This window comes from Thermoleptolyngbya sp. C42_A2020_037, from assembly GCF_015272455.1.
GTDB lineage: Bacteria > Cyanobacteriota > Cyanobacteriia > Elainellales > Elainellaceae > Thermoleptolyngbya.
In genome coordinates this window covers 262,106-287,537 of sequence record NZ_JACYLP010000057.1, presented here as the reverse complement: position 1 = coordinate 287,537, position 25,432 = coordinate 262,106, and the positions used below count along the sequence as shown (strand labels likewise).

At 58.5% G+C, this 25,432-nt stretch carries 25 protein-coding genes and 1 pseudogene; 14 read left to right on the top strand and 12 right to left on the bottom strand.

The genetic code is table 11. The annotated features are described in order from the left end of the window. Positions 1-255: 255 nt before the first annotated feature. From IGS16_RS22150 to IGS16_RS22135, 4 genes are all read left to right on the top strand, one after another. The gene (locus IGS16_RS22150) at positions 256-978 is read left to right on the top strand and encodes a hypothetical protein (RefSeq protein ID WP_297089246.1); all 723 of its coding nucleotides are present in this window, start codon (positions 256-258) and stop codon (positions 976-978) included. 223 nt (positions 979-1,201) lie between these two features. Next, on the top strand, positions 1,202-1,864 hold the full coding sequence (locus IGS16_RS22145) for a response regulator (RefSeq protein WP_297089278.1): 663 nt from the start codon (positions 1,202-1,204) through the stop codon (positions 1,862-1,864). After that, entirely contained in the window at positions 1,865-3,784 is a 1,920-nt protein-coding gene (locus IGS16_RS22140; protein ID WP_297089244.1) for a CHASE2 domain-containing protein, read from the top strand. A gap of 280 nt (positions 3,785-4,064) precedes the next feature. Beyond that, a complete protein-coding gene (locus tag IGS16_RS22135) occupies positions 4,065-4,883 on the top strand; it encodes a DUF928 domain-containing protein (RefSeq protein ID WP_297089242.1) in 819 nt (272 codons plus the stop codon). A 187-nt stretch (positions 4,884-5,070) separates the two neighbouring features. On the opposite strand, the gene IGS16_RS22130 is transcribed toward IGS16_RS22135, so the two are convergent. The 3 genes from IGS16_RS22130 to IGS16_RS22120 all read right to left on the bottom strand — a co-directional run bounded on the left by IGS16_RS22130 (position 5,071) and on the right by IGS16_RS22120 (position 7,714). Then, positions 5,071-6,369 (bottom strand): DUF3086 domain-containing protein, encoded by a 1,299-nt coding sequence (locus tag IGS16_RS22130; protein ID WP_297089240.1) that lies wholly within the window; start codon positions 6,367-6,369, stop codon positions 5,071-5,073. 8 nt (positions 6,370-6,377) lie between these two features. Continuing rightward, positions 6,378-6,770, bottom strand: a complete 393-nt coding sequence (locus IGS16_RS22125) for a DUF3119 family protein (protein ID WP_297089238.1) — start codon at positions 6,768-6,770, stop codon at positions 6,378-6,380. 152 nt (positions 6,771-6,922) lie between these two features. Further along, on the bottom strand, positions 6,923-7,714 hold the full coding sequence (locus IGS16_RS22120) for an MlaE family lipid ABC transporter permease subunit (protein WP_297089236.1): 792 nt from the start codon (positions 7,712-7,714) through the stop codon (positions 6,923-6,925). 547 nt (positions 7,715-8,261) lie between these two features. Here IGS16_RS22120 and IGS16_RS22115 point away from each other — a divergent pair. Further along, positions 8,262-8,549 (top strand): hypothetical protein, encoded by a 288-nt coding sequence (locus tag IGS16_RS22115; protein ID WP_156435308.1) that lies wholly within the window; start codon positions 8,262-8,264, stop codon positions 8,547-8,549. Between the two features lie 95 nt (positions 8,550-8,644). Here the strand turns inward: IGS16_RS22115 and IGS16_RS22110 are convergent, their stop codons facing one another. The 3 genes from IGS16_RS22110 to IGS16_RS22100 form a co-directional block, all read right to left on the bottom strand. After that, positions 8,645-9,520 carry a hypothetical protein gene (locus tag IGS16_RS22110; protein WP_297089234.1) on the bottom strand — a complete coding sequence of 292 codons (876 nt, stop codon included), beginning with the start codon at positions 9,518-9,520 and terminating at the stop codon, positions 8,645-8,647. 54 nt (positions 9,521-9,574) lie between these two features. Then, positions 9,575-10,471, bottom strand: a complete 897-nt coding sequence (locus IGS16_RS22105) for an LD-carboxypeptidase (protein ID WP_297089232.1) — start codon at positions 10,469-10,471, stop codon at positions 9,575-9,577. Between the two features lie 76 nt (positions 10,472-10,547). Continuing rightward, positions 10,548-13,364 carry an S-layer homology domain-containing protein gene (locus IGS16_RS22100; RefSeq protein ID WP_297089230.1) on the bottom strand — a complete coding sequence of 939 codons (2,817 nt, stop codon included), beginning with the start codon at positions 13,362-13,364 and terminating at the stop codon, positions 10,548-10,550. A 250-nt stretch (positions 13,365-13,614) separates the two neighbouring features. On the opposite strand from IGS16_RS22100, the gene IGS16_RS22095 reads away from it, so the two are divergent. The 5 genes and pseudogenes from IGS16_RS22095 (at position 13,615) to IGS16_RS22075 (ending at position 17,393) form a co-directional block, all read left to right on the top strand. Then, complete coding sequence (locus tag IGS16_RS22095; protein ID WP_297089228.1) at positions 13,615-14,001, top strand: hypothetical protein; 387 nt, start codon at positions 13,615-13,617, stop codon at positions 13,999-14,001. A gap of 162 nt (positions 14,002-14,163) precedes the next feature. Next, the gene (locus tag IGS16_RS22090; RefSeq protein ID WP_068512110.1) at positions 14,164-14,529 is read left to right on the top strand and encodes a YtxH domain-containing protein; all 366 of its coding nucleotides are present in this window, start codon (positions 14,164-14,166) and stop codon (positions 14,527-14,529) included. Positions 14,530-14,552: 23 nt separating this feature from the next. Then, positions 14,553-14,915: pseudogene (locus IGS16_RS22415) on the top strand (DUF948 domain-containing protein); the annotation flags it as partial. An 827-nt stretch (positions 14,916-15,742) separates the two neighbouring features. Then, a complete protein-coding gene (locus tag IGS16_RS22080; protein WP_297089223.1) occupies positions 15,743-16,546 on the top strand; it encodes a TPM domain-containing protein in 804 nt (267 codons plus the stop codon). Positions 16,547-16,772: 226 nt separating this feature from the next. Continuing rightward, entirely contained in the window at positions 16,773-17,393 is a 621-nt protein-coding gene (locus IGS16_RS22075; RefSeq protein WP_068512116.1) for a precorrin-8X methylmutase, read from the top strand. A gap of 141 nt (positions 17,394-17,534) precedes the next feature. Here the strand turns inward: IGS16_RS22075 and IGS16_RS22070 are convergent, their stop codons facing one another. Continuing rightward, entirely contained in the window at positions 17,535-17,888 is a 354-nt protein-coding gene (locus IGS16_RS22070; RefSeq protein ID WP_297089220.1) for a cupin domain-containing protein, read from the bottom strand. Positions 17,889-18,403: 515 nt separating this feature from the next. On the opposite strand from IGS16_RS22070, the gene rodA reads away from it, so the two are divergent. Beyond that, positions 18,404-19,660, top strand: a complete 1,257-nt coding sequence (gene rodA / locus IGS16_RS22065; RefSeq protein WP_297089218.1) for a rod shape-determining protein RodA — start codon at positions 18,404-18,406, stop codon at positions 19,658-19,660. A gap of 38 nt (positions 19,661-19,698) precedes the next feature. Here rodA and IGS16_RS22060 read toward each other — a convergent pair whose 3' ends face one another. Together IGS16_RS22060 and IGS16_RS22055 are read right to left on the bottom strand one after the other, a co-directional pair. Continuing rightward, positions 19,699-20,082, bottom strand: coding sequence for a VOC family protein (locus tag IGS16_RS22060; RefSeq protein ID WP_068512119.1), 384 nt, complete (start codon positions 20,080-20,082; stop codon positions 19,699-19,701). Positions 20,083-20,113: 31 nt separating this feature from the next. Next, entirely contained in the window at positions 20,114-20,332 is a 219-nt protein-coding gene (locus IGS16_RS22055; protein WP_068512122.1) for a hypothetical protein, read from the bottom strand. Between the two features lie 160 nt (positions 20,333-20,492). Here IGS16_RS22055 and IGS16_RS22050 point away from each other — a divergent pair, with 160 nt between their 5' ends. Continuing rightward, positions 20,493-20,624 (top strand): hypothetical protein, encoded by a 132-nt coding sequence (locus IGS16_RS22050; protein WP_297089214.1) that lies wholly within the window; start codon positions 20,493-20,495, stop codon positions 20,622-20,624. A gap of 132 nt (positions 20,625-20,756) precedes the next feature. Here the strand turns inward: IGS16_RS22050 and IGS16_RS22045 are convergent, their stop codons facing one another. Further along, the gene (locus IGS16_RS22045) at positions 20,757-21,014 is read right to left on the bottom strand and encodes a DUF3253 domain-containing protein (protein ID WP_297089212.1); all 258 of its coding nucleotides are present in this window, start codon (positions 21,012-21,014) and stop codon (positions 20,757-20,759) included. A gap of 32 nt (positions 21,015-21,046) precedes the next feature. Here IGS16_RS22045 and IGS16_RS22040 point away from each other — a divergent pair, with 32 nt between their 5' ends. Next, complete coding sequence (locus IGS16_RS22040) at positions 21,047-21,700, top strand: flavin reductase family protein (protein WP_297089210.1); 654 nt, start codon at positions 21,047-21,049, stop codon at positions 21,698-21,700. 72 nt (positions 21,701-21,772) lie between these two features. Beyond that, on the top strand, positions 21,773-22,246 hold the full coding sequence (locus IGS16_RS22035; protein ID WP_297089208.1) for a nucleoside deaminase: 474 nt from the start codon (positions 21,773-21,775) through the stop codon (positions 22,244-22,246). Between the two features lie 93 nt (positions 22,247-22,339). Here the strand turns inward: IGS16_RS22035 and IGS16_RS22030 are convergent, their stop codons facing one another. Together IGS16_RS22030 and IGS16_RS22025 are read right to left on the bottom strand one after the other, a co-directional pair. Beyond that, positions 22,340-23,818 (bottom strand): carotenoid oxygenase family protein, encoded by a 1,479-nt coding sequence (locus IGS16_RS22030; RefSeq protein WP_297089206.1) that lies wholly within the window; start codon positions 23,816-23,818, stop codon positions 22,340-22,342. Positions 23,819-23,946: 128 nt separating this feature from the next. Further along, positions 23,947-25,344: a folate/biopterin family MFS transporter gene (locus IGS16_RS22025; RefSeq protein ID WP_297089204.1), complete on the bottom strand. Its 1,398-nt coding sequence runs from the start codon at positions 25,342-25,344 to the stop codon at positions 23,947-23,949. Positions 25,345-25,432: the final 88 nt, after the last annotated feature.

The window sequence follows — 25,432 nt, the reverse complement described above, 5'->3', positions numbered from 1 at the left end:
GGGTGAAACGCACCTAAAAAGTTCATTAAATTCAGCAGTTTTAGCGATTCCCTCCTTGAGCCATTGCAGAAAAGTGCAAGCAAGTTTTCAGGTTTCAGCAAATCCTTTGAGCAAAAACTTCAGCCCTGGGGCTGGGTCGCTCCGATATAGTTCGAGTGTGGTGCAGTTCCAGTTTGGGAAGTGTCCCACCCCAGCCCAACTTGAGCGGTTCAGTTCTTAAACCACTATTTCGCGTTTGCGATTCCGGGTTCCTTTGTGATTTCTGTGCTGTTGATCGGTGTCCTGGTTTGGCTGGCAGTGTTTCATTGGCAAACGCAGCGAGCCTTGCGGTGGTGGTTTGAGCAGCAGCACCACTGGCTTTGTCGCGAGGCGGAGCAGGTTCGCAACGGCCCTTTGCAAAGTACCTTCGTCATGCGGCGACAGTTGGAAATGAACTCGGATACGCTGAGCAAACCCCTCACCGAGCAGCCCGCCTGGATGGCACAGGTGACGCTACTCAACGGGCAACTGGTGCGGCTGAGTGATGACCTGTCGCCGCCGTATCTGGAAACTAGCCTGCCGCTGGCGCTTCAGGCGTGGGCGCAGGAGGCAGAGTTGTCAGGCTGTCCGAGGCTGCTGCTGTGTTTGCCCCCAAGCTGGCCCGTAGAGCCGACGCTGCGGGTGTCGCTGTTGCTGTCGATGTTGACGCATCTGCTGCGGGGAACCCAGTCGGCGAGTGACGGGCCAACGGCCATTGCCCTGGAACTGGCAGAGCGATCGCCCCTTGGCATCGGTCACATTGGCGTACTGACCATTCGGCTAGAGTATCCAACGGTGGCAGCGGCAGAGGCGGCAGGGCGATCGCCCCAGTGGGATTTGCTCAGTCGTGCGTTTGCGGTGCTGGCTCCGGGCCGCTGCACCCGACGGCGACAGGCGCAGCGCATCGTTTGGCAGTTTCGCTGGCGGCTCTCGCCAGACCCATCGGCCCCCCGATGTTAGCAGGGAGCTGAGCCTGGGCTGAAATGCTGATGAGTTTTGCGACCCTCGGTTTCTCTCGGATTCGCCCCCTATCCACAATATGCAAGAGCAAGGATGACGCATTATGACCAGAGCATTAGCCTTTAACCCAGGTGTCGCAGCGGACAGGAGCCAGAAGCGGCGATCGCAAATGACCGCAGCGCTTGCGCTTAAGCTAGAAAGGGAGAGACGACGGGAGGCGCAAATGGCGGAAACCGCTGCACTCAAGAAAATTGTTGTCGTGGATGACCACGAACTCGTGCTGAACAGCACCGTCGAAGCGCTGAAGCAGCGGTATGCCGATGCCCAGATCACCACCGCCCAAACCGCAGCCAGCGCCCTCGCCCAGATTGCCCAAACCCAGCCCGATCTGGCAGTAGTAGACCTGGCGCTGCCCGAACAGCCGGGCCAGCCCTCGCGCCCAGAAGTGGGGCTAAAGCTGTTGCGGACGCTGATGCAGCAATATCCCACGCTCAACATTGTGGTGCAAAGTGCCAATGCCAAGTCGCTGGTGCGGCTGAAGCCTGCGATCAATGCCCACGAGGGCGGTTTCATTATTGCCGACAAGAGCCTGTCGCTGAAGGAAATGTTAACCAAAGTGGAGTGGGCAATGCAGGGGCTGGTGTTTACGCCGAAGGAAATGCGAACTGGGCTGGAAATCAAACCAGAGTGGCTGGAGGTGCTGCGGCTGGCGTTTCACGAAGGCTTGCAGGATAAGGCGATCGCCGAACGGATGAGCGTCGCCGAGCGCACCGTCCGCCACTATTGGACGCAGGTGCAAGACGCGCTGGGTGTATACCCCGACAGCGGCAAAAATCAGCGCATCCAGACCGAAATCCGCGCCCGCGAAGAAGGACTGATTGACTAAATGAGCAAGCAGCACCCGCTCTGGGCCGCGCTGCGGCGCGAGTGGCGCATCTGGAAAGCAGGGGCGCTGCCGGGACTGGCGGTAATTGCGCTGGTGGCGCTGCTGCGGCTAACGGGCAGCCTGCAAGTGCTGGAGTTGCTGGCGCTAGATCTGCTGCTGCGGATTCGGCCGGCCGAACCCACCGACCCGCATCTCCTGATCGTCGGCATCGATGAAGACGACATTGAGGCGATCGGGCAATACCCCATTCCTGATGGACAATTGGCGGCGCTGATCCAGACCTTGCAACAATCGCAACCGACGGCGATCGCCCTTGACCTGTACCGCGATCTGCCCCAAGAGCCAGGCAGCGCCGAACTGCAAGCGCTATTTCGCAGCCAGCCCAACCTGTTTGGCATTGAAAAAGTGATTGGACGGGCGATCGCCCCACCCCCCGCCCTGCCCGATGAGCGAGTCGGTTTCGCAGACCTGCCCACTGACCTAGACGGCAAACTGCGCCGCAGCGCCCTCGGCAGCTACAACGCAGAAAAGACCGAGTTTCGCTTCTCTCTGGCGCAACGCCTGGCCGAACGGTTCCTGTCGGAGCGCGGCGTGTCGCTTGCAGGCGGCATTCGCGATCCTTACGCCATGCGGTTTGGCCCGGCAGAACTGCCCCGCACCCAACCCAACACAGGCAGCTATCACCAGATACCGCTCATGGAAGTGGAAACGCTGCTGTTTTTCCGCAGCGGTTCTCGATCGTTTGACTTGGTAACCCTGCGCGAGGTGCTGGCGGGGCAGGTGTCAGCAGACAAAGTGCGCGATCGCATCGTCCTCATCGGTGTCGTTGCGCCCAGCGTCAAAGATACCTTTAACGCTATGGCCGCCGTCACAGGGGTTCCAGAAATCCCAGCGGGAACCATCGCCGGAGTCGAAGCCCACGCCCACGCCACCAGCCAGATTATTCAAGCCGCGCTCTACGGGCGGCCGCTGCTGCGCGACTGGGCAGACCCCTGGGAATATGGCTGGCTGATTCTTTGGGGCATTTTGGGTATCGGGCTAGGGCGGTTTCTGATCAGTCCCCTGCGGATTCTGGCGGGGCTGGGGCTGGGGTTAATGATTTTGCTGGGGCTGTGCTTTGCGCTGCTGCTGGCGGGCTGGTGGGTGCCGCTGGTGCCCCCGCTGCTGGCGTTTTTCCTAAATGGCGTGGGGCTGACGGCGGCGCTGTTCTATCGCCATCAGCAAGATTTGAAGCTGCAACTGCGCGATCGCCAATACGTCATCGACCACACCTTCAACGCCATCCACAGCGGCCCGCTGCAAACCCTGTCGCGCTTGCTCAGCAAAACGCGATCTGGACACCTGCCCGAAAGCCAGTGGGAAACCGAGCTAGAGCATCTCAACCGGGAACTGCGCGTGGTCTACGATTCGGTTCGCAAAGAGATCCTGACGGAAGACGGCAGCCTCTACCTCTCCGAAGACCAGCCGCTCGATCTCAACGGCCCCTTCGAGGAAGCGCTGTATGAAGTCTATGACCACACGCTACGACGTGATTTTGACTGCTTTAAGACGCTGAAATTGCGCCTGACCACGTTTGAGCCGCTAGAAACTGCTGGGCTGACGCTAGAACACAAGCGAGAACTCTGTCGCTTCTTGGAAGAGACGCTTTGTAACGTGGGGAAATACGCGGTCGGAGTCACCCAGTTGAACGTCGTGTGCAAGCAGGAAAACGGCCAGAACCTCATCCGCGTGATTGATAATGGCAAAGGAATAGACTCCGAAAAATCCATCAAGCCGTCTGCCCTGGGAGGACGCGGCACACAGATCGCGGAAAGCATTGCGAATCAGCTTGGCGGCAAGTTTCGACGAGAACCGATCACGCCCCACGGAACGCTGTGTGAATTGATGTGGAACCCCAGCAAGATTCGATTTTGGATGTGAAGTTGAACCCTATTCTGATGTCATGTTGTTTTCTGCAAGGGGGATGACGGTTTTGGGCGATCGCCCCCTCCCAAACTCGCCAGGGATCTTTCCGAACTCTTCATAGGCAAAAGAAATTTTCTCCAGTAGCCTAATGCATAGGTGAATTAGCTCATTGAATAGAGTCTTATCGAAGGGATCGGGATCAGGGCAGATATCCAAAATCCAAAATCCCAAATCCAAATCCCTCCCCTTCCACCGCATTGACCTTTAACCTAGCCCTGAACGAGGAGGTTCCCCCATGACCCGGCGTTCGCGTTTTCATCGACTATCCAGGCGGCGTGTTCTGCCCCCGGCGATCGCCACTGGATGCGTGCTGGGGCTTACCCTCCTGGGTGTCTTATTCCCGGCAACCGTCGGGCAGGCAAAACCCTCGCAGCCCCCCGCTACGCTCAAGTCCTACATGCCGCCGCCGCCAAATTCGGACTATCAAGCACCCGCCCCCGGCGGCGGGGTCAGAACCTTTGTCGGTGCTGAGCAGCAGAGCAGTTGCACCAGCCGCACCAACCTACCACTGCTCGCCCTTGCGCCCCAGTTTCACCAGGGGCAGACCAGCACCCGCCGACCGACCCTCGCCTGGTATGTGCCTGGAGATGTGCCGGGAAGCCTGGCGATTCAGGTATTTCGGGGAACCCTGCGGGATTTTGAACGAGAAACTGAGCCGCCGCTGCTGGACGAAACCCTCACCAGCCGCGCGGGCATCATGACCTGGACGGTGCCGCAGGATCTCGCGGTGGGTGAAACCTACGTGTGGCGCGTGGTGCTGGTGTGCGATAGCAATCGTCCGTCGCTGAACCTGCGCGATGTGGCGGAGTTTGTGGTGGTTGCGCCGACTGCGGCGCGTTCGGCAGACCCCGTGCGCGATGCCCAGCAGATGGCCGAAAGCGGCATCTGGTACGATGCTCTGGCGCTGACGCTCAGTTCGCCAGCATCGCCCCAACTGCGATCGCTCCGCATTGGGATGCTACAAACCCTGGCAGACCTGGAATCCCGAAACGATAGCGTACAGGCTGCTATCCGCGTCCAGGCGCTACGCCGGATTGTGGAGGCAGAGCAATAGGATAGGACTTACGCAGTTGGACAATTTCTCGCGGGCTGCGTCCGCGAAAAGTTGTCCAAAATCCAAAGAGCTTATCGCAAGTGCGTAAGTCCTGTAGGATTTGGGATTTGGGATTTTGGGGCTGAATTTTAGGAGTGGGCGATCGCCCTTGTTCTCTGGACTTTATAAAAGCGCTAAGTTAAGAGCGCTAGTACACCATCGGGCGGGTGGGGTCACTGGCGAAGGCAATCCACAGCGGGAATTGCAGCAGCGACAGGTTGACCACGTCTTCCGACTCGTCCATGATGATCAGCGGTAGCTGCTTTTGCTTGAGCAGGCGATCGGCCCGCTGGGCCAGAGGCTCCGGCGCTTCAAACAGCACCACGCCCTGGTCTGCCCCAAAATCGGCGCGGGAAATGCCGAGGCAATCTTGCAGACCGCGCCGCCACTCGCCCAGCCGTTCTGGCGTGTCTGCCAGAATCAGCGTCCGCACCTTGGGGCCATACAGCTTCCGCAGGATGGAGATAATCGCCGAGGCCACCAGGATGTTTTGTAGGCGAGACCCCATCGTTCGGGTTGCGCCGCGGCCGCCCTGAGTAAAGAACCAGTTAGCAACGCGCTCGGCGTGGACAGGCTCGAAGGTGCGGCGCAGTTGCCAGGCGGGGCCATAATAGTCGGGCGAGGTGCGATATTGCTCCAGCAGTTTGCGGATCTGCCGGGTTTCTTCCTGAAACGCGGGTTCGCCGAACTTAGGCTTGGGGGCGGGTTCTTCGCGCTCTTTTTCCCGCTCTCGATCGCGCTCCCGCTCTCGCGGCTGCGGTGCAGAAAGTTTCAGGTCATCCGCCAGCGTCACCAAATCTTGCAGGCTGCCCACCAGGTAATCTTTGAAGCCCTGGATGCGGATGGCGATATCTTGCGAACTGCCCGCAAAGGTACTCCGCATTTCGGCGCGAATGCGCTCCTGGCGACGCTCTAACTGTTCTACAGACACTTGCAGAGCTTGTTTCCGCTGTTCCAACTCGCCCAGGCTTTCGCGGGCCAGGCGACCCAGCATTCGCTCGGTGGCGGCAAAATCGGCCTGGAGTTGGGCGATCGCCCGCTTCAGGTCTTGCTCTTGCGCTCTGAGGGCAGCAACCCGTGCGGCGATCGCCGCTGGAGAGTCATTATCGGAATCCATTGACCCATCCGCTTGAGCGGCCGTCGGCTCCGCACTGGGCTGCGATGCTGCGATCCAGTCGCCGGTCTCTCCCTCAGACAGGTCTAAGGGCGCAGGGTCAGACGCACCTTCTGGCGAAAACTCCGAATGGCTCGTCTCGTCTGAACTGGCGATCGCCCCGACGCTGCTCTCGTCATTACCGGGCTGCGGGGTTGGAGCCGCAAGGCTGAGCGGCGCAACGGCACCGTCGGGCATTTCGCTGGAGGAGGGGGTGAAATTCGCATCGGCGGACTGAGAAGGCTTCTCCTCGTCCGAGTCAAAAAAATCTTCGTTGGATTCGTCTGGGTTCATGAGGCAACTTACTCGGAAACGGTCGGACAGCGCTGCTCCAGGCAGGCTTGCAGGGCTTTGGGGTCAAATAGAATTGGCAAAAAATGGATACTGTTCACCTCTTTGAAATAGAAGAGAATCGGCACGGGCGTCCAGAAAATCGCCCAGTTTTGCCAGTCCTGATAGGGAAAACGGCGGATGAGCGTTTCGCCACGAAAGATGTCGAGGGCGGTGGCGGTAAAGTGGAGCCGCAGCGTTGCGGCTTGCACCAGCAGGAACACGCCAAACAGCCCAACCGCCGCACCGACCCAAACCTGGAGCCACACCAGCGGCAGCGCCAGCAGCAAGAGTCCGATGGGCAATCGATAGCTGGGCGCAAGCGTCACGGTATCCGTAGGGGCGATCGCAGAGGGTGAGTTCACGTTGGATTTTCGAGTTGATCTTTGACAGCGACGTTAAGAGATTCCCCTCTATTCTAAGTCGTGTTGCCGACAGCCCTCTCAGAATGCGGTTTGAGAACACCGAGTTGAATTGCCCGCCGTGGTCACCCGTGGAACCCGCTAAGCCGCCAGCATCAGAACGAAGCGCCAGTGTCGATGCTTCTGAACATGAGCCAAGACATGAAAAAGTTGCTGACAAAGATCGCTAGCAGCGCTGTCACCACGGCGGCAGTGGTGGATTGACCAACCCCTTTTGCGCCGCCCGTGGTGGTGAGTCCCCAGCTACAGCCGATGATGGCAATCAGCGCCCCAAACACCACCGACTTGATCAAGGCGCTGATCAAATCCCACTCTCGCAAGAGGTTTTGGGCAGAGTCGAGAAAAACCTGCGTCGAGATATTGTAAAGCGACTCCGCCAGAATTGCGCCGCCTGCCATTCCCGTGACGAAGGACAACACCGTCAGCAGCGGCAGCATGAGGCAGCAGGCAATGACGCGGGGAATAACCAGGTAGTCGATGGGGTCGGTTTTCAGCATGTAGAGCGCGTCGATTTGCTCCGTCACTTGCATGGTGCCGATTTCCGCCGCAAAGGCAGACCCGATGCGCCCTGTGACCACGATCGCCGTGACTAGAGGGGCCAGTTCCCGCGAGAGGGCGATCGCCAAAACGCCCCCCACCGCCGTTCCTGCCCCAAAGGCGATGAATTCTCGCGCCACGCCGATGGTAAACACCATCCCTACGGTCAGCGCAGTCAGCAGGTTGATGGGCAACGACTCTGGCCCAACGACGGCCATTTGCTCCGACGTATTGCGGACGTGAACCTTGCCCGTCAGCAGGTGGACCAGCACCTGCCCGCCCAGAAACACTGCTGCCACGAGCCGTCGCCACCAGCGCCCCAAACTCGAATTTCCCAACTCCGTACTCAAAGATGTTTCCGCCGACTCTCTAGGGTGTGCAATAGATTGATACTATGCGAACTTCGCCCCTCTAACATGACTCGATCGCGCTAGAAACTGAATCGGGTTGCTCTAGAAAGCAGGGGCTTGCTTCCGGGTGCCTTTCTTAACTCGGCGTTACAGAATTCAGAAAGGGCAGGACGGGCAATCGCCCCGACCCCGGTTTCTCGGCCGCGCTTTGGGGTTGGAGTGTGCTAGAAGCCGCGAATACTCATCGGTTTCAGGTTGTCTCAGTGATTTCTCTGGGGCGATCGCTCGCAGATTGCGTTTTCTGAGAGCGATTTAAGATTTCTGTCATATTCTGCGGGTCGCCCCAGATTCCGCCTATCTTGGATGCAACAGGCTGACTGGGGCGATCGCCAAAACGGGGTCGAGCTTGCGCTGGTTCAGTCTGCATCGTGAGCGATTGCACCGAATATAGGGCTTATCCATTGCACCTGTATTTTGCTGCACTTGCCTATCGCACTTTGCGTCCTAAACTCTGCCACCGTTCGTTTCCCTGGTTTTGTCACACGTTATGCGTATGTTTCCTAACCTGATGCGATCGCTCCTGATTACAGCCATTTTCAGCTTTTTGCTGCCTGTGGTGCTGGTGGGCTGTTTGCTAGTGCCGCTGCGGTTGCTGCAAGAAATTCCCAGCCTGGAAGTTATGAGTCAGGCCGGCATTGCTCCAGTGGTCGAGTTTTTGCGAGTCTTTGGCAGTGGCAACCCGCTGCATGGAATGCTGGTGATTGCGTCCGTGTCTAGCCTGGTGGGTATTTTGTTCGATTCCTACACGCTCTATCGCCACGAAAAGATCGGCTAGTCCGGGCTTTAGATTTTGGATTGGGGATTTTGGATTGGGGATTGGGGGTGAACGGTTTCCAGCTTTCAATTCCCCAATCTCCCTGTCATTCACCCCTAATCTCCTAGCCAGCGCACCAGGTTGCTGACATAGCAGTGAATATCGGCGATCGCCTGGGGGTTATCTTTCATCCCGGTTCCCGGTGGTTCTGCCACAAAGCTGGGGCAGCCTGTGCCCACATCCCAGTTGTAATCCGCCAGATGATGAAACGTGGACTGGGCCACGATGCGCCCGGTGAGGTGTCCATCCTGCTCAATGCCTTCTGCTGCAACCACCAGGTTAAACTCTCGCCCGGTGATTTTGCTGGTTCCGGTAGCGATGACGTGGGCATGAGTTGCGCCGTCGGGTACGCCAACGCCGCCTTCGTGGGGATGGGCAGGAAACAGGGCGATTGCGCTGCCGTCGGGTCGGCGCAGCAGGTCGTGCAGTGGCTCTAGCGGCGTGATGTGCTGATAGTCGCCATTGCTGCCGGAGTGATAGTTGGGAAAAGAGATCGTCTTCGTTTCACAGTCGTCGTTGCAGCAGCGCGACTCGTCGGGGTCGAGGTTCTGCGTATGAAAATAGTGGAACCCGCCCAGCGGTGGAATCGCTACCATCGACAGCCCCATGTCTTGGTGGTCGCGGGTGCTAAAGATGCCACCGCCTTGCTGATGGAAGCGCAAGATTCCGGCCTGATCATTGGGGCTGAGGCCGTCGCCGGTATCCAGCGCCAGCAGCCAGAGTTGGTCAAAGTCAGTGCGGCTGAGCTGGCTGAGAACGGGGTCGTCGCCGCTAGCATCGGGCTGGCGATCGCGGGCAGTTACTTCACACAAGGGCTTGCCGTTCTCATCGATCAGCGATTTGAGATAGGCCTCCAGCATTGAAAATCGATCAATCGTCCAGTCGTCGCCGCCCAATAGCAGCGTCGTTTGCAGCAAGATGCGAGTAGGCATTTGGGGTTTGGGGATTGGAGGTTAGAAGAAGCCTGGGCCAATGTCAATTATTGCTTATTCGCCTTCAAAGCTGAGGATGCCGCGATCGCCATCCAGCCAGACGGGTACGCCGACGGGCAGCGCTGCATTGCTGCCGTCGTGGCCAAAGGGCAGATCAGACACGACCGGAACGCCCAAATCACTGAGGCGATCGCTCAACACCCCCTCCACCGAAAAGCTGGGGATGTGCTGCGGCGCGTCGCACTGGCTAAAGCGGCCCAGCGCAACGCCGCGCACCTGCGACAGCAAGCCGCTCATGCGCCACTGGGTCAGCATTCGGTCGATGCGGTAGGGCGCTTCCATCACATCCTCCAGCGCCAGGATTACGCCATTCAGATCAGGCTGGAGCGGCGTGTGCAGCAAATGCGTCGCCACGGTCAGGTTTGCAGGCAGCAGCAGCCCCTTAGCCGTGCCGCCGCCCCAGCCATCGCCCTTGAGCGGGGCAAGGGGCTTGCCTTCTACGTAATGGATCAGCCGTTCCACCGACCAGTCTGGCTCGACGCACAGCGTCGTTAGCACGGGGCCATGCACGCCGGAGATGCCCCGCTGTGCCAGCCCCCAGAGCAGGCTAGTAATGTCCGAAAAGCCGATCAGCCACTTGGGTTCCGCTGTACCCCAGTCCCATTCCTCCAGCAGGCGAGTGCCGCCATAGCCGCCCCGCGCACAGAGAATGCCGCGACACTTTGGGTCATTCCAGGCATCGGCAAACTGCTCGCGCCGCTCCAGATCGGTTCCTGCCAGATAGCCCCAGCGCTTGTCGATGTGGGGCGGCACCTCGACTCGATAGCCGTGCGATCGCCAAATTTCCACGCCCAGATGAAAGGCCTCCATCTCTCGCAGGGCCCCACTGGGAGTAATCACACGCAGCAAATCGCCAGGTTTGAGCGGAGCAGGAGGGAGGCAGGGACGCATTGGGCTGACAGGAAGGCATCTCAACTATTCTTCCCTCCTATCATCGCATCATCTTCGGCTCTCCTGCCTACCCCCTTTACCCTACGGTTTGCTTTACAAACTGCACCACTGCTAGGGCGATCGCCTTTCCAAGCCGCTGGCGATAGTCGGGGTTGGTCAGATTGGCAACGTCTGTTTCGCCAGTTAAATAGCCCAACTCCAGATGCACGGCGGGAATGGGCGGCCGCAGGAGGGCAAAGGAGGCGGTGCGAATGCCGCGATCGCCCATTTCCAGGGTTTGCACGAGATTGGCGTGAATGCTCTGGGCCAGGCGGCGGCTCTCGGCTGCGTCGGGCGCGTGGTAGGTCTCCAGCCCGTTGATGGCGGGGCGCGGCGGACGGGTGGCATTGAGGTGCAGGCTGATCAGGGCGCTGGGTGCAGGTTGGGTTTGTTGCAGAATTGCAAGGCGATCGCCCAGCGACACCGTGCGGTCGTCCGTGCGGGTGAGGCGGGTTCGCACGCCATAGTCTTGGAGCAGTTTGGCCATGTCTAGGGCGATCGCCAGCGTCAGGTCTTTTTCCTGGACTTCGCCCACAACGACACCCGGATCAGCGCCGCCGTGCCCCGGATCGAGGATCACCATTGGCAGATCCTCCAATCGGCCGGCGGGATAGCTGCCCGGCGGAGACGATTGCCCCACCGACGGGGCCGCTGGAGCCATTGCAGACTGCGCCGCCACCTCTGGCTCAACGATGTAGGGAGAGAAAATCGCGGGCGATCGCCCAGCCCGCACCAACGCCTGGTAGACCATCGCGGTCACTTCGGCACGGGTGGCTTCGCGCACAGGTTCTAGGCGATTGAGGTCGGGATAGTTGACCACGAGGCGCTGGCCCGTGGCGCTAGCCACAGCGGGCTGGGCAAAGCTGGGCAGCGTGTCGCGGTCGGCATAGCGGTTCAGCAGCAGCGGATTTCCAGGCGGCAGTCCCAGCCCGTTCACCAGCGACAGCAGCACCTCGATGCGCCGCACGTTTTGGTCGGGGCGGAACTGGCTTTCGCCCACGCCCGACAGCAACTTGCCGCGATAGGCCTGCTGAATGGCGCGATAGGCCCAGTGCGTCGTGGGCACATCGGTAAACTCCAGGGCAGGCCGCCGGGGCAGCGGATTAAAGGTATTGACCAAAAGCGCAGCATACTGGGCGCGGCTCATGCCGGCCTCTGGCCGAAACGTGCCGTCAGAAAACCCGCTGACTGCGCCCTGGCTGACCAGGCCCTGAATAAAGTCTGCTGCCCAGTGGCGGGTGGTGTCTGAAAAGGCGACAGCGACTGTATCGGGAACCACGATGTAGGGCGAGGGAATGGCGCGAGCCTGGGCAGTAATCACGAGTACCTGGTACAGAATGGCCGACACCTCAGCGCGGGTGATGTCGTTCATCGGGCGCAGCAGATCCACCTGGGGATGGTTCACCACCAAGCGCTTTTGGGTGGCGGTGGCGATGGGAATCGTGGCGTAGGTGGGAATTTGGGCGCGATCGCGGTATACGCCCAGATGCCCTGGGTGCCCACCTGTCAGCCCTAGTCCATTAACCAGGGCTAAAATTGCCTGCACCCGCGTCAGGTTGACGTTCGGGCGAAAGGTGCCATCGGGAAAGCCTGCCAAAAAGCCCATCTCTACAGCGCGGGCGATCGCCGCTGTGGCCCAAAAGTCTGGCGCAACATCGACAAAACTGGAGGGTGAGCGCACGGCGGGCAGGTCGAAGGTGCGCGTCAAAATTGTGGCAAACTGGGCCCGCGTCAGCGGCAAATCGGGCTTGAAGGTGCGGTCGGGAAAACCGCCAATAATGCTGCGTTCTACCAGTGCCGCGATAAACGCCTCTGCCCAATGTCCCGATATGTCGGTCAGTCCGGTTTCGGGAATCGGGACGGGCGGCAGTGGGGGAGTTGGCGCTGGCGGTGGCTGCGGCTGTGGCTGCGAGATAGGCCGAATCTGCTCTGCCACCGTACTAGCAATGAACTCCAACCCTTTAGCCGATGGCAATGCGCCCAGGTTGACGCGGGTTGGATTAATCTGGTTGCCCACGGATGCCAGAAGAGCGCTGGTGCTATTTCGCACATCGGCCGCGCCGTTGTTTTGAAACACGTTGCCGCCGGGGTCCTGGGGCTTGCCGAGATCGGGTGCAGCGTTGCCCACGGTCACCAGACCGTCTTCGCCGTTGCGCTCCACTACATTATTCCGCAGCACTGGCCGGGCATTGCCCGAAATCACAATGCCCACCCGGTTTTGCACCAGCCGATTGCCCACCAGCAGGGGCGCGGTGTTGTCGCTGAGGGTGATGCCCGTTGCGGTCTGCTGGCAGAGGTTTTGCAACAGTTCGCCTTTGGCGTTGCGGCTGAGGGAAATGCCGCTGACGGTGTTTTGCTGAAACAGGCAGTCAACAATCTCCGGCAGGGCGCTGCCCGTGGCCACGATGCCCTGACCGCAGCGGGTGAAGGTGCATTGTGCCACGCGAGCGGCTGGGTTGGCCCCAGTCGCTCCTTCCAGCCAAACGCCTGTGCCCTGGGGTTGGGGATTGATCACCGTCACGCCGCGCAGTTCGGCCTTGTCCTCCAGCCGCAGCGTCACGTTCTGTCGGGCAAAGGTGGGGCTGAGGTAGTCGCCGCCGCCTTCGATAATCAGGCGATCGCCCTTCGAGGCCGGATCACCTACCACGGTAATCCCCGCACCAATCACCAGCGGAAAGGTTTCGCCCGTCTTGGTGCTGTAGGTTCCTGCCGCAAGCTGGATCACCGTGCCTGAGGTCGCCCGTCGCAGCGCCCGCGTGATGGTGCGATAGGGGGCTGACTGGCTGCCGCTAGCGTCGTCGCGACCCGTAGCAGGGTTGACATAGAGGACTGGGAGGGAAGAAGAGGAGGCCATGTTCCAAAAATCCCCCTTTGCGCGGGGGGCATGATTCAGGATGGAGTCGAGGGACGGTCGAGTTTGGGCATGATTTCAGCCTAAATCCGGCCAGTTGTGATTAGAATTTAGGGGTCGGGTGCGTCGGAGGGGGCTTGATGGGAGGTCTAAATCCAGCAAGCGTCTGGCGTGTAGCGGCGGCTTGTAGGCGACTCGTTTATGAGCGGCTTTATGAAGGAGACGCGGATTTGAGTGAGGGAAGCCCAAAACCATGCTGATGGCGGTGGTGGTGCTTAATTTTAGCCTGGCCCTGTTTGGGTTGTATGCAGCTTGGTGGGTGTGGCAACTGGGGCAGGGGCTGCGACAGGTAGCCGATACGCTGACCCATGCCGAGCGCCAAACCTCTCGAACGTTGCAAGGCGCACCCGTGGCGATCGCCCAGGGGCAGACCAATATTGAGCAACTGCGGCGGCAACTGCGGCAGGTTGGTCCCCAGGTGCAGCGGCTGCGACAGGCGATCGCCCTGGTCAGCTTAGCGCAATCCCTCTGGTTTGGCGGCAGGGGGTTTGGGTTCCGGAGACGCGCCAAAGCAAAGGCAACGCCTAAACAAGCGCGACAACTCCAAGCCTATCGCGGGCACAGCAAATCCAGGGATTGATGGGCGTTACCTGTTGCGCGTTTGGGTTGGATACAACTCTGGATTGCGAGGTCAGATCTAGAGTAGAGTAGCGAACTGAACCTCTCAAGCTAGAAACGATAAAGCTTGGGGAAAGGCAGGGCTTTAGCAGATTTTTAGGAGAACAGGCAGGAGGAGAGGGACATGGCAGACAATCGGTCGGGTTCGGCAGGAACCTTCTTGGCAGGGGCAATCGTGGGGGTGGCAATTGGCGCAGTGACGGGGCTGCTGCTGGCTCCGCGCACTGGGCGCGAGACGCGCCGCCTGCTGAAAAAATCCGCCGATGCGCTGCCCGAAATTGCCGAAGATATTTCCAGCAGCGTGCAAATTCAGGCCGACCGCCTGTCGGGGTCGGCGCTGAAAAACTGGGATGGCACGCTGTCTCGCCTGAAGGAGGCGATCGCCGTCGGCATCGAGGCCAGCCAGCGCGATCGCCAGGCTACCGCGCAACAAGAGACTCGTCCCGCCCCCGACCTGCGTCCCCCGGCCCGCGATTCTAGCTTGACGTGAGCAGAGGTTAATACAAGTCTGCCGTGTCTGATCCCCTGTTTTGGCTGGCATTGTCGCTGCTCCTGGTGGCCGTCTCGCTGACGGCTGTGCTAGTGGCGCTCCTGCCTGCGGTTCGAGAACTGTCGCGGGCCGCCCGCAGTGCCGAAAAACTATTTGACACGCTCAACCGAGATCTGCCGCCTACGCTGGACGCGATTCGCCGGACGGGGCTGGAGCTAACTGATCTGACCGATGACGTGAGCGAAGGCGTGCAGAGTGCGGGTCGCATGGTCAAGCAGGTCGATCAGAGCCTTTTGGGGGTGCAGCAGCAGGCAAAAAAAGCCCAGCGCGTGACGCGCAGCCTAGTAGTCGGGTTTCATGCGGCCTGGCAAACCCTGTTGAAGCCTGCGCCACCAGACAGACCAAGCCACAGCCGCCGCGCCGTGCCGCCGGACTGGGAGGGCGATCGCCCCGATCGATACCCCCACGCATCGCCGAAGCGGTACGATGCCCAAGACGATTGGGAGGATTCGGACGGCCCGCCTCGCGCCTATGGGGCTGAGAAGTACACTGAGAAGTATGCTGCCCACGGCCCAGAGACCCACAGCCCAGAGACCCACGGCCCAGAGACCGACTTTGACAGCGCCCACGATCCCGATAGCTATGCGCCCAAGGTCTATAGCTCGGAGCAGTATGACGAGCCGAACCGTTGGGAGGATGCCCCTGCATCTGAGCCTGCTAGACCCGATGCAGCAGCGCCATTGCTGAGTCGGCGATCGCCCACGTCCACTCGACCTCTGGAAGGCGAAGCCCGCGACGGTTTTGAACAGGATCTTTGGGAAGAAGACCCCCCACCGCTGGAAAATTGACCCTAAAGCCCCCCTCTCATCCTTCTCATAAACGCCACAGCGCTCGTTGACAGGCGTTCACCCCCTGCCTTGTGCTTGCTTACGATTCCCGCAATCGTCCGCGCCACTTCTCGACCGTTGGCGCGGCTGTTTCCGTGTCTACACTTGTTTACGCCACTTGTTTACACCTGCGGAATGCAGCGCTTCACGAAAAGCTGACGACAATCAGGAAGCCTGTCCGTGGGGTTGAGCGAACGTTCAGTCCTCACTCCTGCTATATTAGACTAAAGTAAAGAATCGTAAACAATTGCGGCTATCGCTTAAGCTTTGCCACAGGTTAGGATTCTAGTCATCTCTACACGCTGATGAAGCTGATAAGTTTGCCCATGCTGCGGTCATTGTTTTCTCGGTTGAGTCTTGGTTTGTTCGTAACGCTGCTGGTGGTTTCGAGTTGGGCGATCGCCCCGGCCGCCTATGCCTACGACAACCCAGACCTGCTGCCCGATCGGCCGACCAACATCATCGATCTGGCAAACGCCCTCACCGACACCCAGCAAGACCAGCTGGATCAGCATTTGCAAGATTTTGAAGCCGAAACGGGCTGGAAACTGCGCGTCCTCACCCAGTTCGATCGCACGCCCGGCCGCGCCGTCAAAGACTTTTGGGGACTCGACGACAAGAGCGTTATGCTCGTCGCTGACCCGCGCGGCGGCAACCTGCTGAACTTCAGCGTCGGCGACGCGCTGTACGATCTTCTCCCCCGTACCTTCTGGATCGAGCTACAAACCCGCTATGGAAACCAGTTCTTCGTCCGCGACAACGGTGAAGATAGTTCGATCATCCAGGCGCTTCAGTCGATTGAAACCTGCTTGCGCCAGGGCGGCTGTAACGTTGTGCCTGGTCTGCCCCGCGAACAGTGGATTTTGACGTTAATTACCTCAGTGCTCGGGGGCATCATTTGCGGTTTTGCGGCCCATCCGCGAAAGCCCGGTCAGGTGATTGCATGGCAGTGGGCGCTAATCTTCTCGCCGCTCTGGGGCATTTTGTTCATCGCGTTTGGCATTGCCCCAGTGATTACCCGCACTGCCGACTGGCTGCCCCTGCTGCGGAACGTGGCAGGCTTTGCAATGGGCGCTCTGGTGGCGTTTTTGTCGCCCATGTTCAACGGCTCCACACCGTCTGAAACTTAAGGTTCGGTCGGCTGGGGGCACTTCTGCGGGCGGCGGAATGAGCCTTCCCGACGCGAACCGACTCTGGTCAGAACCTTCCCTCTTTATCTCCTGGAAATCTCCCTGAAATGGCGAGGCGGCTTCGTGAAGGCGGCTTTTTCCCACAAGTTCTGCGAAGTGCAGGGCAATGGCGGGATGGAAATGTGCCACTATTGAATGTCAGTTAGCACCCTGGGGAATTGGGCGCATGGAGTGGCATATTACCGATGCTCAAAGCCTGAGAATCATTGATCGAGAAATAGGCAATCACGCCTTTTCGCCTGCGGAATATGAAATTGTGCGGCGAGTTATTTATGCAACTGCCGACTTTGAGTATCGGGATCTGCTCCGCTTTTCGGAGCAGGCGTTGCAAGCAGGAGCCGCAGCCCTCGCAGCCCGCAGCACGATTATTGTAGATGTGCCAATGGTGCAGGTCGGCATTGTGCCCATTATTCAGGCGACATTTGCCAATCCAGTTTATTGCAGCATGGACGCGCTGACTCGCCCGCAGCGCGAGAAAACCCGCGTGGCCTGGGGTATCGAAACGCTGGCTCGTCGCTATCCAGAGGGCATTTTTGTCGTTGGGCAAGCCCAAACCGCCCTCTCTGGATTAGTCGATCTGATTGAAAAAGAAGAAATTAAGCCTGCGCTGGTGATTGGCACGCCAGCCGGATTCATCGGCATGGAGTCGGCGGTGGAGCGACTAAAAGATTCTCTTGTCCCCCATATCCGCATTGAAGGGCGCAAGGGCAATGCGGTGGTTGCAGCGGCAATTGTCAGCGGGCTGGTGGATTTGTCGTGGCAGGCCTACGGCAAGGAAAACGAGTGAAGCTAGAGAGCCACAGAGCTATCCGGTCGAGCGGCGGCAGACTGATCCAAATCGCATCCGAAAAGAGTCTTAACAATCCGTTACGAGATTTTCGTTGATCTTTTTCTCCATCATTGATTCAACCCAAATCAAAAAAGAAAACTACATCCCAGATGGTTCAATCATTTGAATGCCATGCTTTTCAAGAATTGTAGGCATTTTGGCTAAATCGTCGGGTAAATCCCTAATTTTTTCTGACAGTTCAATGAAAAATTCGTCAATTCTACCTCCTACCGCCCATGCAAGAAACTTGACAGAGCGAGCGGAATTATTCTTATAGCCATGTGTTGTCCCAGCAGGAACGTGTACAAAGTCGCCAGGCTCGACCCTAAACTCTTTACTATCCAAGTACATAATCATTGAGCCTTCTAGCACATAGTAGCTTTCCTCTTCTTTCGTATGAGTATGTGGAGGAACGAAACCATTTGGAGGAACATCGACAGTCACAACAGTCATACTACTAAGAGAGTCTGCGGACTTTAATTTAATGCACAGCCTGTCGCTCAAAACTTTTAGGCTTTGACCTTCCTCGCGCTTCAATACCATCATATTTTTGTACCTCATTAGAGCTAACACACAGAGATACGTATAAACATTGCAATTGGATTTGGGTTTAAAGGCCGGCACTGGCTCCTAACTGGTTCCTAAAAGGAAGATAGACACCTGAAGCGTATACCATGCAAAGACTCCAGGCGATTCTGCCTCCGGACTACGAAATGTCTGTCTACAAGGACTTTGCGAGGATTGTTCTCCACTGGCAGTTCAGCACCTAAAAGTTAACCTAGCTGTATAACTGCGGGATAGGTGGCAGGGAACTTGCAGCGAACCGTGAGAGACTGGTTTACTCAGGTTGACCAGCTTTGGGATGGTTCCAACCGAGGCTTCCCTGACTGGATCGAGCGCCCGATCGGTTACTATCGGGGTTGCAAGGTTTCGGATTTTGCGCGGTTTCTCAATCTCTTCTAAGGCCTATGCTACAAAAGTCCTTTATCAGCCGTCTCCGCTGGAAGTCGCTGATTTATCCCTGGCAGGACGTGGATTGGATGCTGCTGCTGCTGACGGTGGCGCTGACTGTGTTGGGGGGGCTGGCGATCCGGAGTGCAGAGCTAACGCTGCAACTGACGGACTGGATTCAGCATTGGATTACAGGCGGGGTGGGACTGGTGCTGGCGCTGGCGATCGCCCGCTGGCGTTACGATAAGCTGGTGAACTGGCACTGGCTGATTTATGCCATTACCAACGTGTCGCTGGTGATTGTGATTCTGATTGGCACAACGGCAAACGGGGCCCAGAGTTGGGTAACGATTGGCAACTTCAACGTGCAGCCGTCAGAATTTGCCAAGGTCGGCGTGATTATTTCCCTGGCGGCGATTTTGCACGAGCGGACGGCTTCGACGATTCCAGCTATGCTTCAGGCGATCGCCATTACAGGGCTGCCCTGGCTGCTGATTATGCTGCAACCCGACCTAGGCACGGGTCTGGTGTTTGGGGCAATTACCCTGGGGATGCTGTACTGGGCGAACGCCAATCCTGGCTGGCTGCTGCTGCTGCTGTCGCCGCTGGTGTCGGCTATTTTGTTTAGCGTCTATTTGCCGGCCTGGTTAGCCTGGACGGCGCTGATGATTTTTTTGGGATGGCGCACCCTGCCTTGGCCGCTGCCGGGGGCGATTGGCGCAGCAACCATCAACTTGGTGGCCGGCGGCATGGGCAAAATTCTTTGGGGAATGCTGAAGCAATATCAGCGCGATCGCCTGACGCTGTTCCTTGATCCTGATAAAGACCCCCTCAACGGTGGCTATCACCTGATTCAGTCGCGTATTGCCATTGGCGCAGGGGGGCTGTTTGGTCGGGGGCTGAATCAGGGCACTCAGACGCAGTTGAATTTCATTCCTGAGCAGCACACCGATTTTATTTTTTCTGCGATTGGCGAAGAATTGGGCTTTGTTGGCTGTGTGGCAGTGCTAATTTGCTTTTGGCTGATTTGCTTTCGCCTGGTGATCATCGCGCAAAACGCCAAAGATAACTTTGGGTCGCTGCTGGCGATCGGCGTGCTGTCGATGATTGTGTTTCAGGTGTTGGTCAATATTGGTATGACAATCGGACTGGCCCCGATCACCGGGATTCCGTTGCCCTGGCTAAGCTATGGGCGGTCGGCCCTGATCACCAATTTCGTTGCCATTGGGCTGGTAGAGTCTGTCCACAACTTCCGGCAGCGATTGCGCTTTTAGACTGGGGTCGTTTCTGAGTTCTGCGGTCAAACGCACGTTCAAGCAGGCTGATGGCAAACTGCCTCAATGCGATACCCATCGGGATCTCGCACAAAGGCGGCGTAGTAGTTGGGGTGATAGTGGGGGCGGAGGCCAGGCGGGCCGTCGTCTGTGGCCCCGTGAGCGATCGCCGCTTTGTAGAACTCATCTACGGCCTGACGGCTCTCGGCCTGGAACGCGAGATGAAAACCAGGCGCAGGCTGAATCGGGTTGGGAAATTCTGCTTTGTGGGCAATCCAAAACATCGGGCGCGAACCAGGGCCGTAGGCCGCAATGTGGGGAAGGGCAAAGCAGCGCGTAACACTTAGTGGGGCAAGGATGGCATCGTAGAAAGCAAGGCTGCGAGCCAGGTCTGCAACGCCCAGCGAGAGATGATCGAACATGTATTTGTGAGTTGGGCGTGAATATCCAGCCCTAAAGTATCACAGACAGTTCATCCACAATCTGGACATGACCGCGGCACACCGCGCGAAGAACCCGGTTGATGGCGTGGCGTTCCTCTTCGCTCAATGAATCTTCTAGAATTGCGGCGAGAAGACCGTAGCGATCTGCCAGCGTCAACACGCCCGTTACACTAGCTTGGGCAAAGAGTTCAGCGATCGCACCGGGAAGCAGGCTCATAGACGGAAACATGGTTAGTGAGAGGCTCTAAGGAAAAGTGACGTTTTCAGGAACGTAAAGCGATTCAGGATGTCTTAAATATCGGGGATTTCTCGGATTTGGGAAGTGATAGAGCGGGGGGCGATCGCGTGATTCTACCCGTAAGATAAAGTGACCCATCCGGTTGTCAGACGTGACCAAACTGAGGCGATCGCGTGATAGAGATCACAGGAGGAACGGCAAGATGACCCGCATCCTTGCCCAAAAACTTGCCGGCGTGAAAACAGACATTACCCGCGACGTGGGCTGGGACGCAGTGACCTAGGCAGGGCTAAAAGGGGTTGCCCAGGTTGCCATTGACGAAACCTGGTCGGCGCTGCGGTTTCGCCCGGTGGAAGAGGTGGGGACTTGAGGAGAGAGTGACGGCGTAAAGGGGAGTAGAGTTTACGAGATTTCCTTAATTGCCCCAAGTTCTGGCCTGCTGAAACCGAATTGGTCCTTTGGCAGTCTGGGGGTCAACGGGCACGCCCTTTTGCGTTACCACGATCGCCCCAGATTTCGCCAGGTCTGCCCCCACCTCGCGCACCAGCGGCATCAGCGATCGCCAGGTTTCGCCACCGAGCGATCGCGCCACTTCCGACGGGCAAATGCTCTTGTCGGGCCCGCGCTGTTGCACTTGTTTCAGGATGCATTCGCGAATCATGTCAGAATTCATGCCATCCCCTGTAATTTCTAAACTAACCCTCTATGGAAATTGATCCAGAGTTGCTGGAACCGTCGCTGCGCTACAAGCTGCTGATCGGCAGCGTGGTGCCCCGTCCGATCGCCTTCGTCTCCAGCCTATCGCCCCAGGGCGTGGCCAATCTTGCGCCGTTTTCCTATTTCAACGCAGTGGGGCATATTCCCCTGGCGCTGATGTTTAGCGTCAGCCTGAAGCCCGACGGCAGCGAAAAAGACACGCTGCGGAACGTGCGCCCGCCTAGCGAAGGCGGCACCGGAGAATATGTCATCAACCTGGCGATCGAATCCTACGCGCATCAGGTGGCGGAGTGCGCCGAGCCGCTGCCCTACGGCGAGTCCGAGTTTGACTATGTGAACCTGTCGCCTGCGCCCAGCAAGGTCGTGAAGCCGCCCCGCGTGGCGGAGTCGCCCGTGGCGTTTGAATGCCGCACGCTGCAAATTGTCCCGGTGGGCCAGTTTCATGTGGTGATTGGGCAGGTGGTGCATCTGTTTGTGCGAGACGAGGTGCTGGGCGATCGCAACCGGATTGATTCTGACAAACTGGGCGCGATCGGCCGGATGGCAGGCTATGAATATTGCCGCACGGGCGATCGCTTCGAGATTCCCAACGGCTTTCCCAAACCACCCACAGGACAAAGCCAGACACCAGCGCAAGGGTGAAGTCGTGGGGTGAGATGATGAGGGACGTATCGATTGCGGTGTGACCGAGGAGTGACCGAAATGCAGAATGAAATGCAGAATATAAGTGAACAGGATCTAGTCATGTTGCGGCGGGCGATCGCCCTGTCTCATAGCGCCCGCGAGTCAGGCAACCGACCCTTTGGCGCGGTGCTGGCGAACCCGTCGGGGCAAATCCTGGCAGAAGCCGAAAACACCCAAATCACCGACCACGACTGCACCGGGCACGCCGAAACCAACCTGCTGCGGCAAATGGACAAAAGCCTCAGCCTGGAGGCGCTGGAGCAATGTACCCTCTACGCCAGCACCGAACCCTGCCCCATGTGCGCCGGAGCCGTGTTTTGGAGCGGCGTGGGGCGGCTGATGTATGCCCTCAGCAGCGATCGCCTCTACAAAACTCAGGGCGAGTCGCCCTACCAACTGCCGCTTAGCGCCGAAGAAGTGCTAAAACACGGTAAGCGCCCGGTCGAAGTCATCGGCCCCGTGCTAGAAGAAGAGGCACTGGAAGCGTTCTCGGATTTTTTCTAGCGGGCAAATCGGCTCAGGGCTAAATGCGAGTCATGGGCTTCAGGCGCTCGACGGCCTTTGCTCGATGCGTTATTTGTCAAGGGTCGCCAAAAGTCAAAGGTCGCCAAAGTATTCGGTCGCAAAGCTGCCGTGCAGCCCATAGGGAACGTGATGCCGCAACCGCAGCGTGGCGATCGCCCCCTTTGCTAAATCCTGCCCATCCAAAATCACCAGTTCCGACTTTTGCCGCTCGGCGTTGTAGATCAGCACCAGCACCCAGCCATCATCCTCAGCGGTGGCCCCAGGCCGCGGCACAAAGATGGGTTCGCTGCCATAGCCGTAGGGCGCAGCGCTCCAAAGCTGGCGATCGCCCGTCTGCAAATCCACCTTCAGCACGCCTTGCAGCGGCGCGTTGCCCGTCGGCTCATGGGCTGCGCCGACAAACAGATAGCGATAGTTGCGTCCCACCCGGTCGGGATGCACCACCGGAAACTCGACGCAGCGCTCGTCGAGCTTTTGCTGAGCCACAGAACCCGCCGCCAGGTCGAAGCGAAAGCGCCAGAGTTGTCCTGGAGCCAGCGCCTCAAAATCTACCTCACGATAGTCCTGCCCTGGTTCCAGCGTCGGCAACGAATCGTAGCTGATGGAGTCCACCACCAGCGTTTTGCCGTCCTCAAAGGCATTCACATGGTGAAACACGAAGCCTGAGTTGACCGAAATCACCTGCTTTTCATGGCTGCCCTGGCGAGAAATGATCACCGCCTGCGTGGGCTTTTCGGGATGAAACTCAACGCACTCGCCCGCGCCCTTTTGCCCCAACACAAACGGCAGCGGGTTAAACGACACCGCATTCTGGAAAAAGATGCAGTAGTGCGGCGTAATCACAAAATCGTGAATAAACGCGAAACCGGGCACCGAATGGCTGTAGCGGCGCACCACGTTGCCTGCCAGATTTAGCTCATAGACTGTAATTCGCGTCGAAAGTCCGGGGCTAATGGAAAAATTCACCAAGCAGGGTGCGCCGCCGTCGAGTTCGCTAGCGGGGTCAACCCAGGGATGCGCCGCGAACGCTTCACCCGGCTTCAGGCCGCCATTCAGGTCATCAGTGCCCAGCGTTTCCAGGGTGTGCGGGTCGAGGCGATAGGGTTCGGCCGCTTCCCACAATGCCAACAGCTTGCCGCCCCAATAAATCACGTTGGTATTGGCAATATTTTTGCGGCGCAGGTCAAAGGCGTTTGCCAGCACGCCACCCGGCTTTTGCGTGCCAAATACGCCGCGATAGAGAATTTTCTGCGCCTGCTGCTCTGCGACAAATCCCTCGGTGCGGACAAAGCGATTGCGAAAATGGGCGCGACCGTTGCGGAGGGCGATCGCACACACCATGCCATCTCCATCAAACGGATGCCGATAGCGCTGCCCGCCCAATTCCAGCCGCCCCGGCCCATTGCGAAACAGCGTTCCCTCCAGTGCTAGAGGAATTTCACCCTCTACGTCCGTAATGGCATAGTCAAACTCTTGCTCTAATGAGCGATAGCCTGTCTGCCAGTCTTTTCGATTGTACGGGCGAGGGATGGGTAGAGGCTGGGTTTGCATAAGTAGTTTTGGAAGTGGGAAGACGCTGGAGATCGGGGAGGGCTAGAGCAGGTGGATCAAGAAAAATTCAATCGTTGGGCCGCTGCTAAATCTCTATCGCCGCGTTGACCTGTCACTGGGGCAATCCATTACTCTGCCACTCCAACGCCTTCATTAACCTCTACAACGGGCTGCGTCACTCGCGGCGTGGGGGTGTGGATTTCCAGCGTTTCATCCTCTTGGCCGGGAAGCCAGCCCAGGAAGGGCAGCGGCAGCAGAGTGCTGAGGTTGGTGATGATGACCAGCAGCCACAGGTTCGAGAAGTTGTCTTCGGTGACACCGAGCCAGTGCATCAGCCCTGCGCCCAGTTCGTAAGACACCAGTGCAGCCAGGTTGGTGACGGACATCAGCAGGGCGAAGAGTGTTGCTTCTACACCGGGCGGGCAGAGGCGGGCGGCCAAAATTAGCACAGGCATATAGGCAATTTGTCCCATCACCGTCAGGATGAGGCTGTCGCCCAGGCTAAACCAGTGGTCGTCGATGCCGATCGCCCGGTTGGTGTGGGTTACGAGGATGAGCATTGTCATGCCCAGCAGCGTCGAGACGACAATCGTCCAGCCGAAAAAGGTGCGGAAAGGCACGGTGCGAAAGAACCGCTGAAACATCCAGATGCCCAGCAGCGAGGCGAGGCTGGTGACCAGGCGGACGCGACCGAGAAACTCTGGCGTAAAGCCGAGGTCGTTGGTGGTGAAAAAGAAAAAGGCGGATTCGGCGGTGGGTGTGGCCTGCCAGAGGAAGAGGAACGCCGTGGGCAGCCAGATGGACTTTTGCGAAATGGCAGCCCGCAAATCCTTGACCTGCGATCGCATCACTGACCAGTCGGTGGGCTGGGTGATGGGCGATTCAGCAATTAGCCCTGCCACCAGCGACACGATCAGCGGGAAGGTGGCAGTAATGGCAAACACGGTCTGCACCGAAAACCGCTCCAGCAAAAAGCCGCTGAGATAGGCCGTAATCAGCCCGCCCAGGGCCGACGCGCCCCAGCAAATCGATTGCAGCGAACCAGACGCTTTACTGGATTCCAGGCGGGCCCGCTCAACGACTAGCGAGTCCACAATCACATCGCTGACGGCGATCGCCAACGAACTGAGCGCGATCGCCAGTGTGGCCGCCCAGGCACTATGGACGACTGTAGACATAGCCACCCAGGCGATCGCCCCCAGCACGCCTGACAAGATCAGGTACGGACGGCGACGATAGCCAAAAATCGGCAGCCCGTCAGACATAAAGCCAAACAGCGGCTTAATCATCCAGGGGATGGCGGCCACGCCCAGCAGCGCCGACACCTGTGCCGGACTCAGCGCCAGGTCATCCTTCAGGAAAAAGCTGACCGCCAGCCGTGCCAGACCCAAAATGCCCTGCACAAAGTAGACCAGCAGAATCGCAACCAGTTCAGGCGTTGGGCGATTGCCAAATAGCACCTTCTCGGTGATGAATTCCGTGAGGTTTGCCTTGGCCTGCCCCAAGCCAGCGGAGGACTCAACCATCCAGTGTTAAGAAATATCAACAATGCCTTCTATGATAACCCCAATCTCTAGGCAGAGGTTGTCAGCCGGAGGGTAGATAGCAGACCAG

Bases quoted from the DNA above. Each gene is read 5' to 3' on its own strand.
- IGS16_RS22145 (WP_297089278.1), top strand. From the start codon at position 1,202: ATGGCGGAAACCGCTGCACTCAAGAAAATTGTTGTCGTGGATGACCAC.
- IGS16_RS22140 (WP_297089244.1), top strand. From the start codon at position 1,865: ATGAGCAAGCAGCACCCGCTCTGGGCCGCGCTGCGGCGCGAGTGGCGC.
- IGS16_RS22135 (WP_297089242.1), top strand. From the start codon at position 4,065: ATGACCCGGCGTTCGCGTTTTCATCGACTATCCAGGCGGCGTGTTCTG.
- IGS16_RS22130 (WP_297089240.1), bottom strand. From the start codon at position 6,369: ATGAACCCAGACGAATCCAACGAAGATTTTTTTGACTCGGACGAGGAG.
- IGS16_RS22115 (WP_156435308.1), top strand. From the start codon at position 8,262: ATGCGTATGTTTCCTAACCTGATGCGATCGCTCCTGATTACAGCCATT.
- IGS16_RS22110 (WP_297089234.1), bottom strand. From the start codon at position 9,520: ATGCCTACTCGCATCTTGCTGCAAACGACGCTGCTATTGGGCGGCGAC.
- IGS16_RS22105 (WP_297089232.1), bottom strand. From the start codon at position 10,471: ATGCGTCCCTGCCTCCCTCCTGCTCCGCTCAAACCTGGCGATTTGCTG.
- IGS16_RS22100 (WP_297089230.1), bottom strand. From the start codon at position 13,364: ATGGCCTCCTCTTCTTCCCTCCCAGTCCTCTATGTCAACCCTGCTACG.
- IGS16_RS22095 (WP_297089228.1), top strand. From the start codon at position 13,615: ATGCTGATGGCGGTGGTGGTGCTTAATTTTAGCCTGGCCCTGTTTGGG.
- IGS16_RS22090 (WP_068512110.1), top strand. From the start codon at position 14,164: ATGGCAGACAATCGGTCGGGTTCGGCAGGAACCTTCTTGGCAGGGGCA.
- IGS16_RS22080 (WP_297089223.1), top strand. From the start codon at position 15,743: ATGCTGCGGTCATTGTTTTCTCGGTTGAGTCTTGGTTTGTTCGTAACG.
- IGS16_RS22075 (WP_068512116.1), top strand. From the start codon at position 16,773: ATGGAGTGGCATATTACCGATGCTCAAAGCCTGAGAATCATTGATCGA.
- IGS16_RS22070 (WP_297089220.1), bottom strand. From the start codon at position 17,888: ATGACTGTTGTGACTGTCGATGTTCCTCCAAATGGTTTCGTTCCTCCA.
- rodA (WP_297089218.1), top strand. From the start codon at position 18,404: ATGCTACAAAAGTCCTTTATCAGCCGTCTCCGCTGGAAGTCGCTGATT.
- IGS16_RS22060 (WP_068512119.1), bottom strand. From the start codon at position 20,082: ATGTTCGATCATCTCTCGCTGGGCGTTGCAGACCTGGCTCGCAGCCTT.
- IGS16_RS22055 (WP_068512122.1), bottom strand. From the start codon at position 20,332: ATGTTTCCGTCTATGAGCCTGCTTCCCGGTGCGATCGCTGAACTCTTT.
- IGS16_RS22045 (WP_297089212.1), bottom strand. From the start codon at position 21,014: ATGAATTCTGACATGATTCGCGAATGCATCCTGAAACAAGTGCAACAG.
- IGS16_RS22040 (WP_297089210.1), top strand. From the start codon at position 21,047: ATGGAAATTGATCCAGAGTTGCTGGAACCGTCGCTGCGCTACAAGCTG.
- IGS16_RS22035 (WP_297089208.1), top strand. From the start codon at position 21,773: ATGCAGAATATAAGTGAACAGGATCTAGTCATGTTGCGGCGGGCGATC.
- IGS16_RS22030 (WP_297089206.1), bottom strand. From the start codon at position 23,818: ATGCAAACCCAGCCTCTACCCATCCCTCGCCCGTACAATCGAAAAGAC.
- IGS16_RS22025 (WP_297089204.1), bottom strand. From the start codon at position 25,344: ATGGTTGAGTCCTCCGCTGGCTTGGGGCAGGCCAAGGCAAACCTCACG.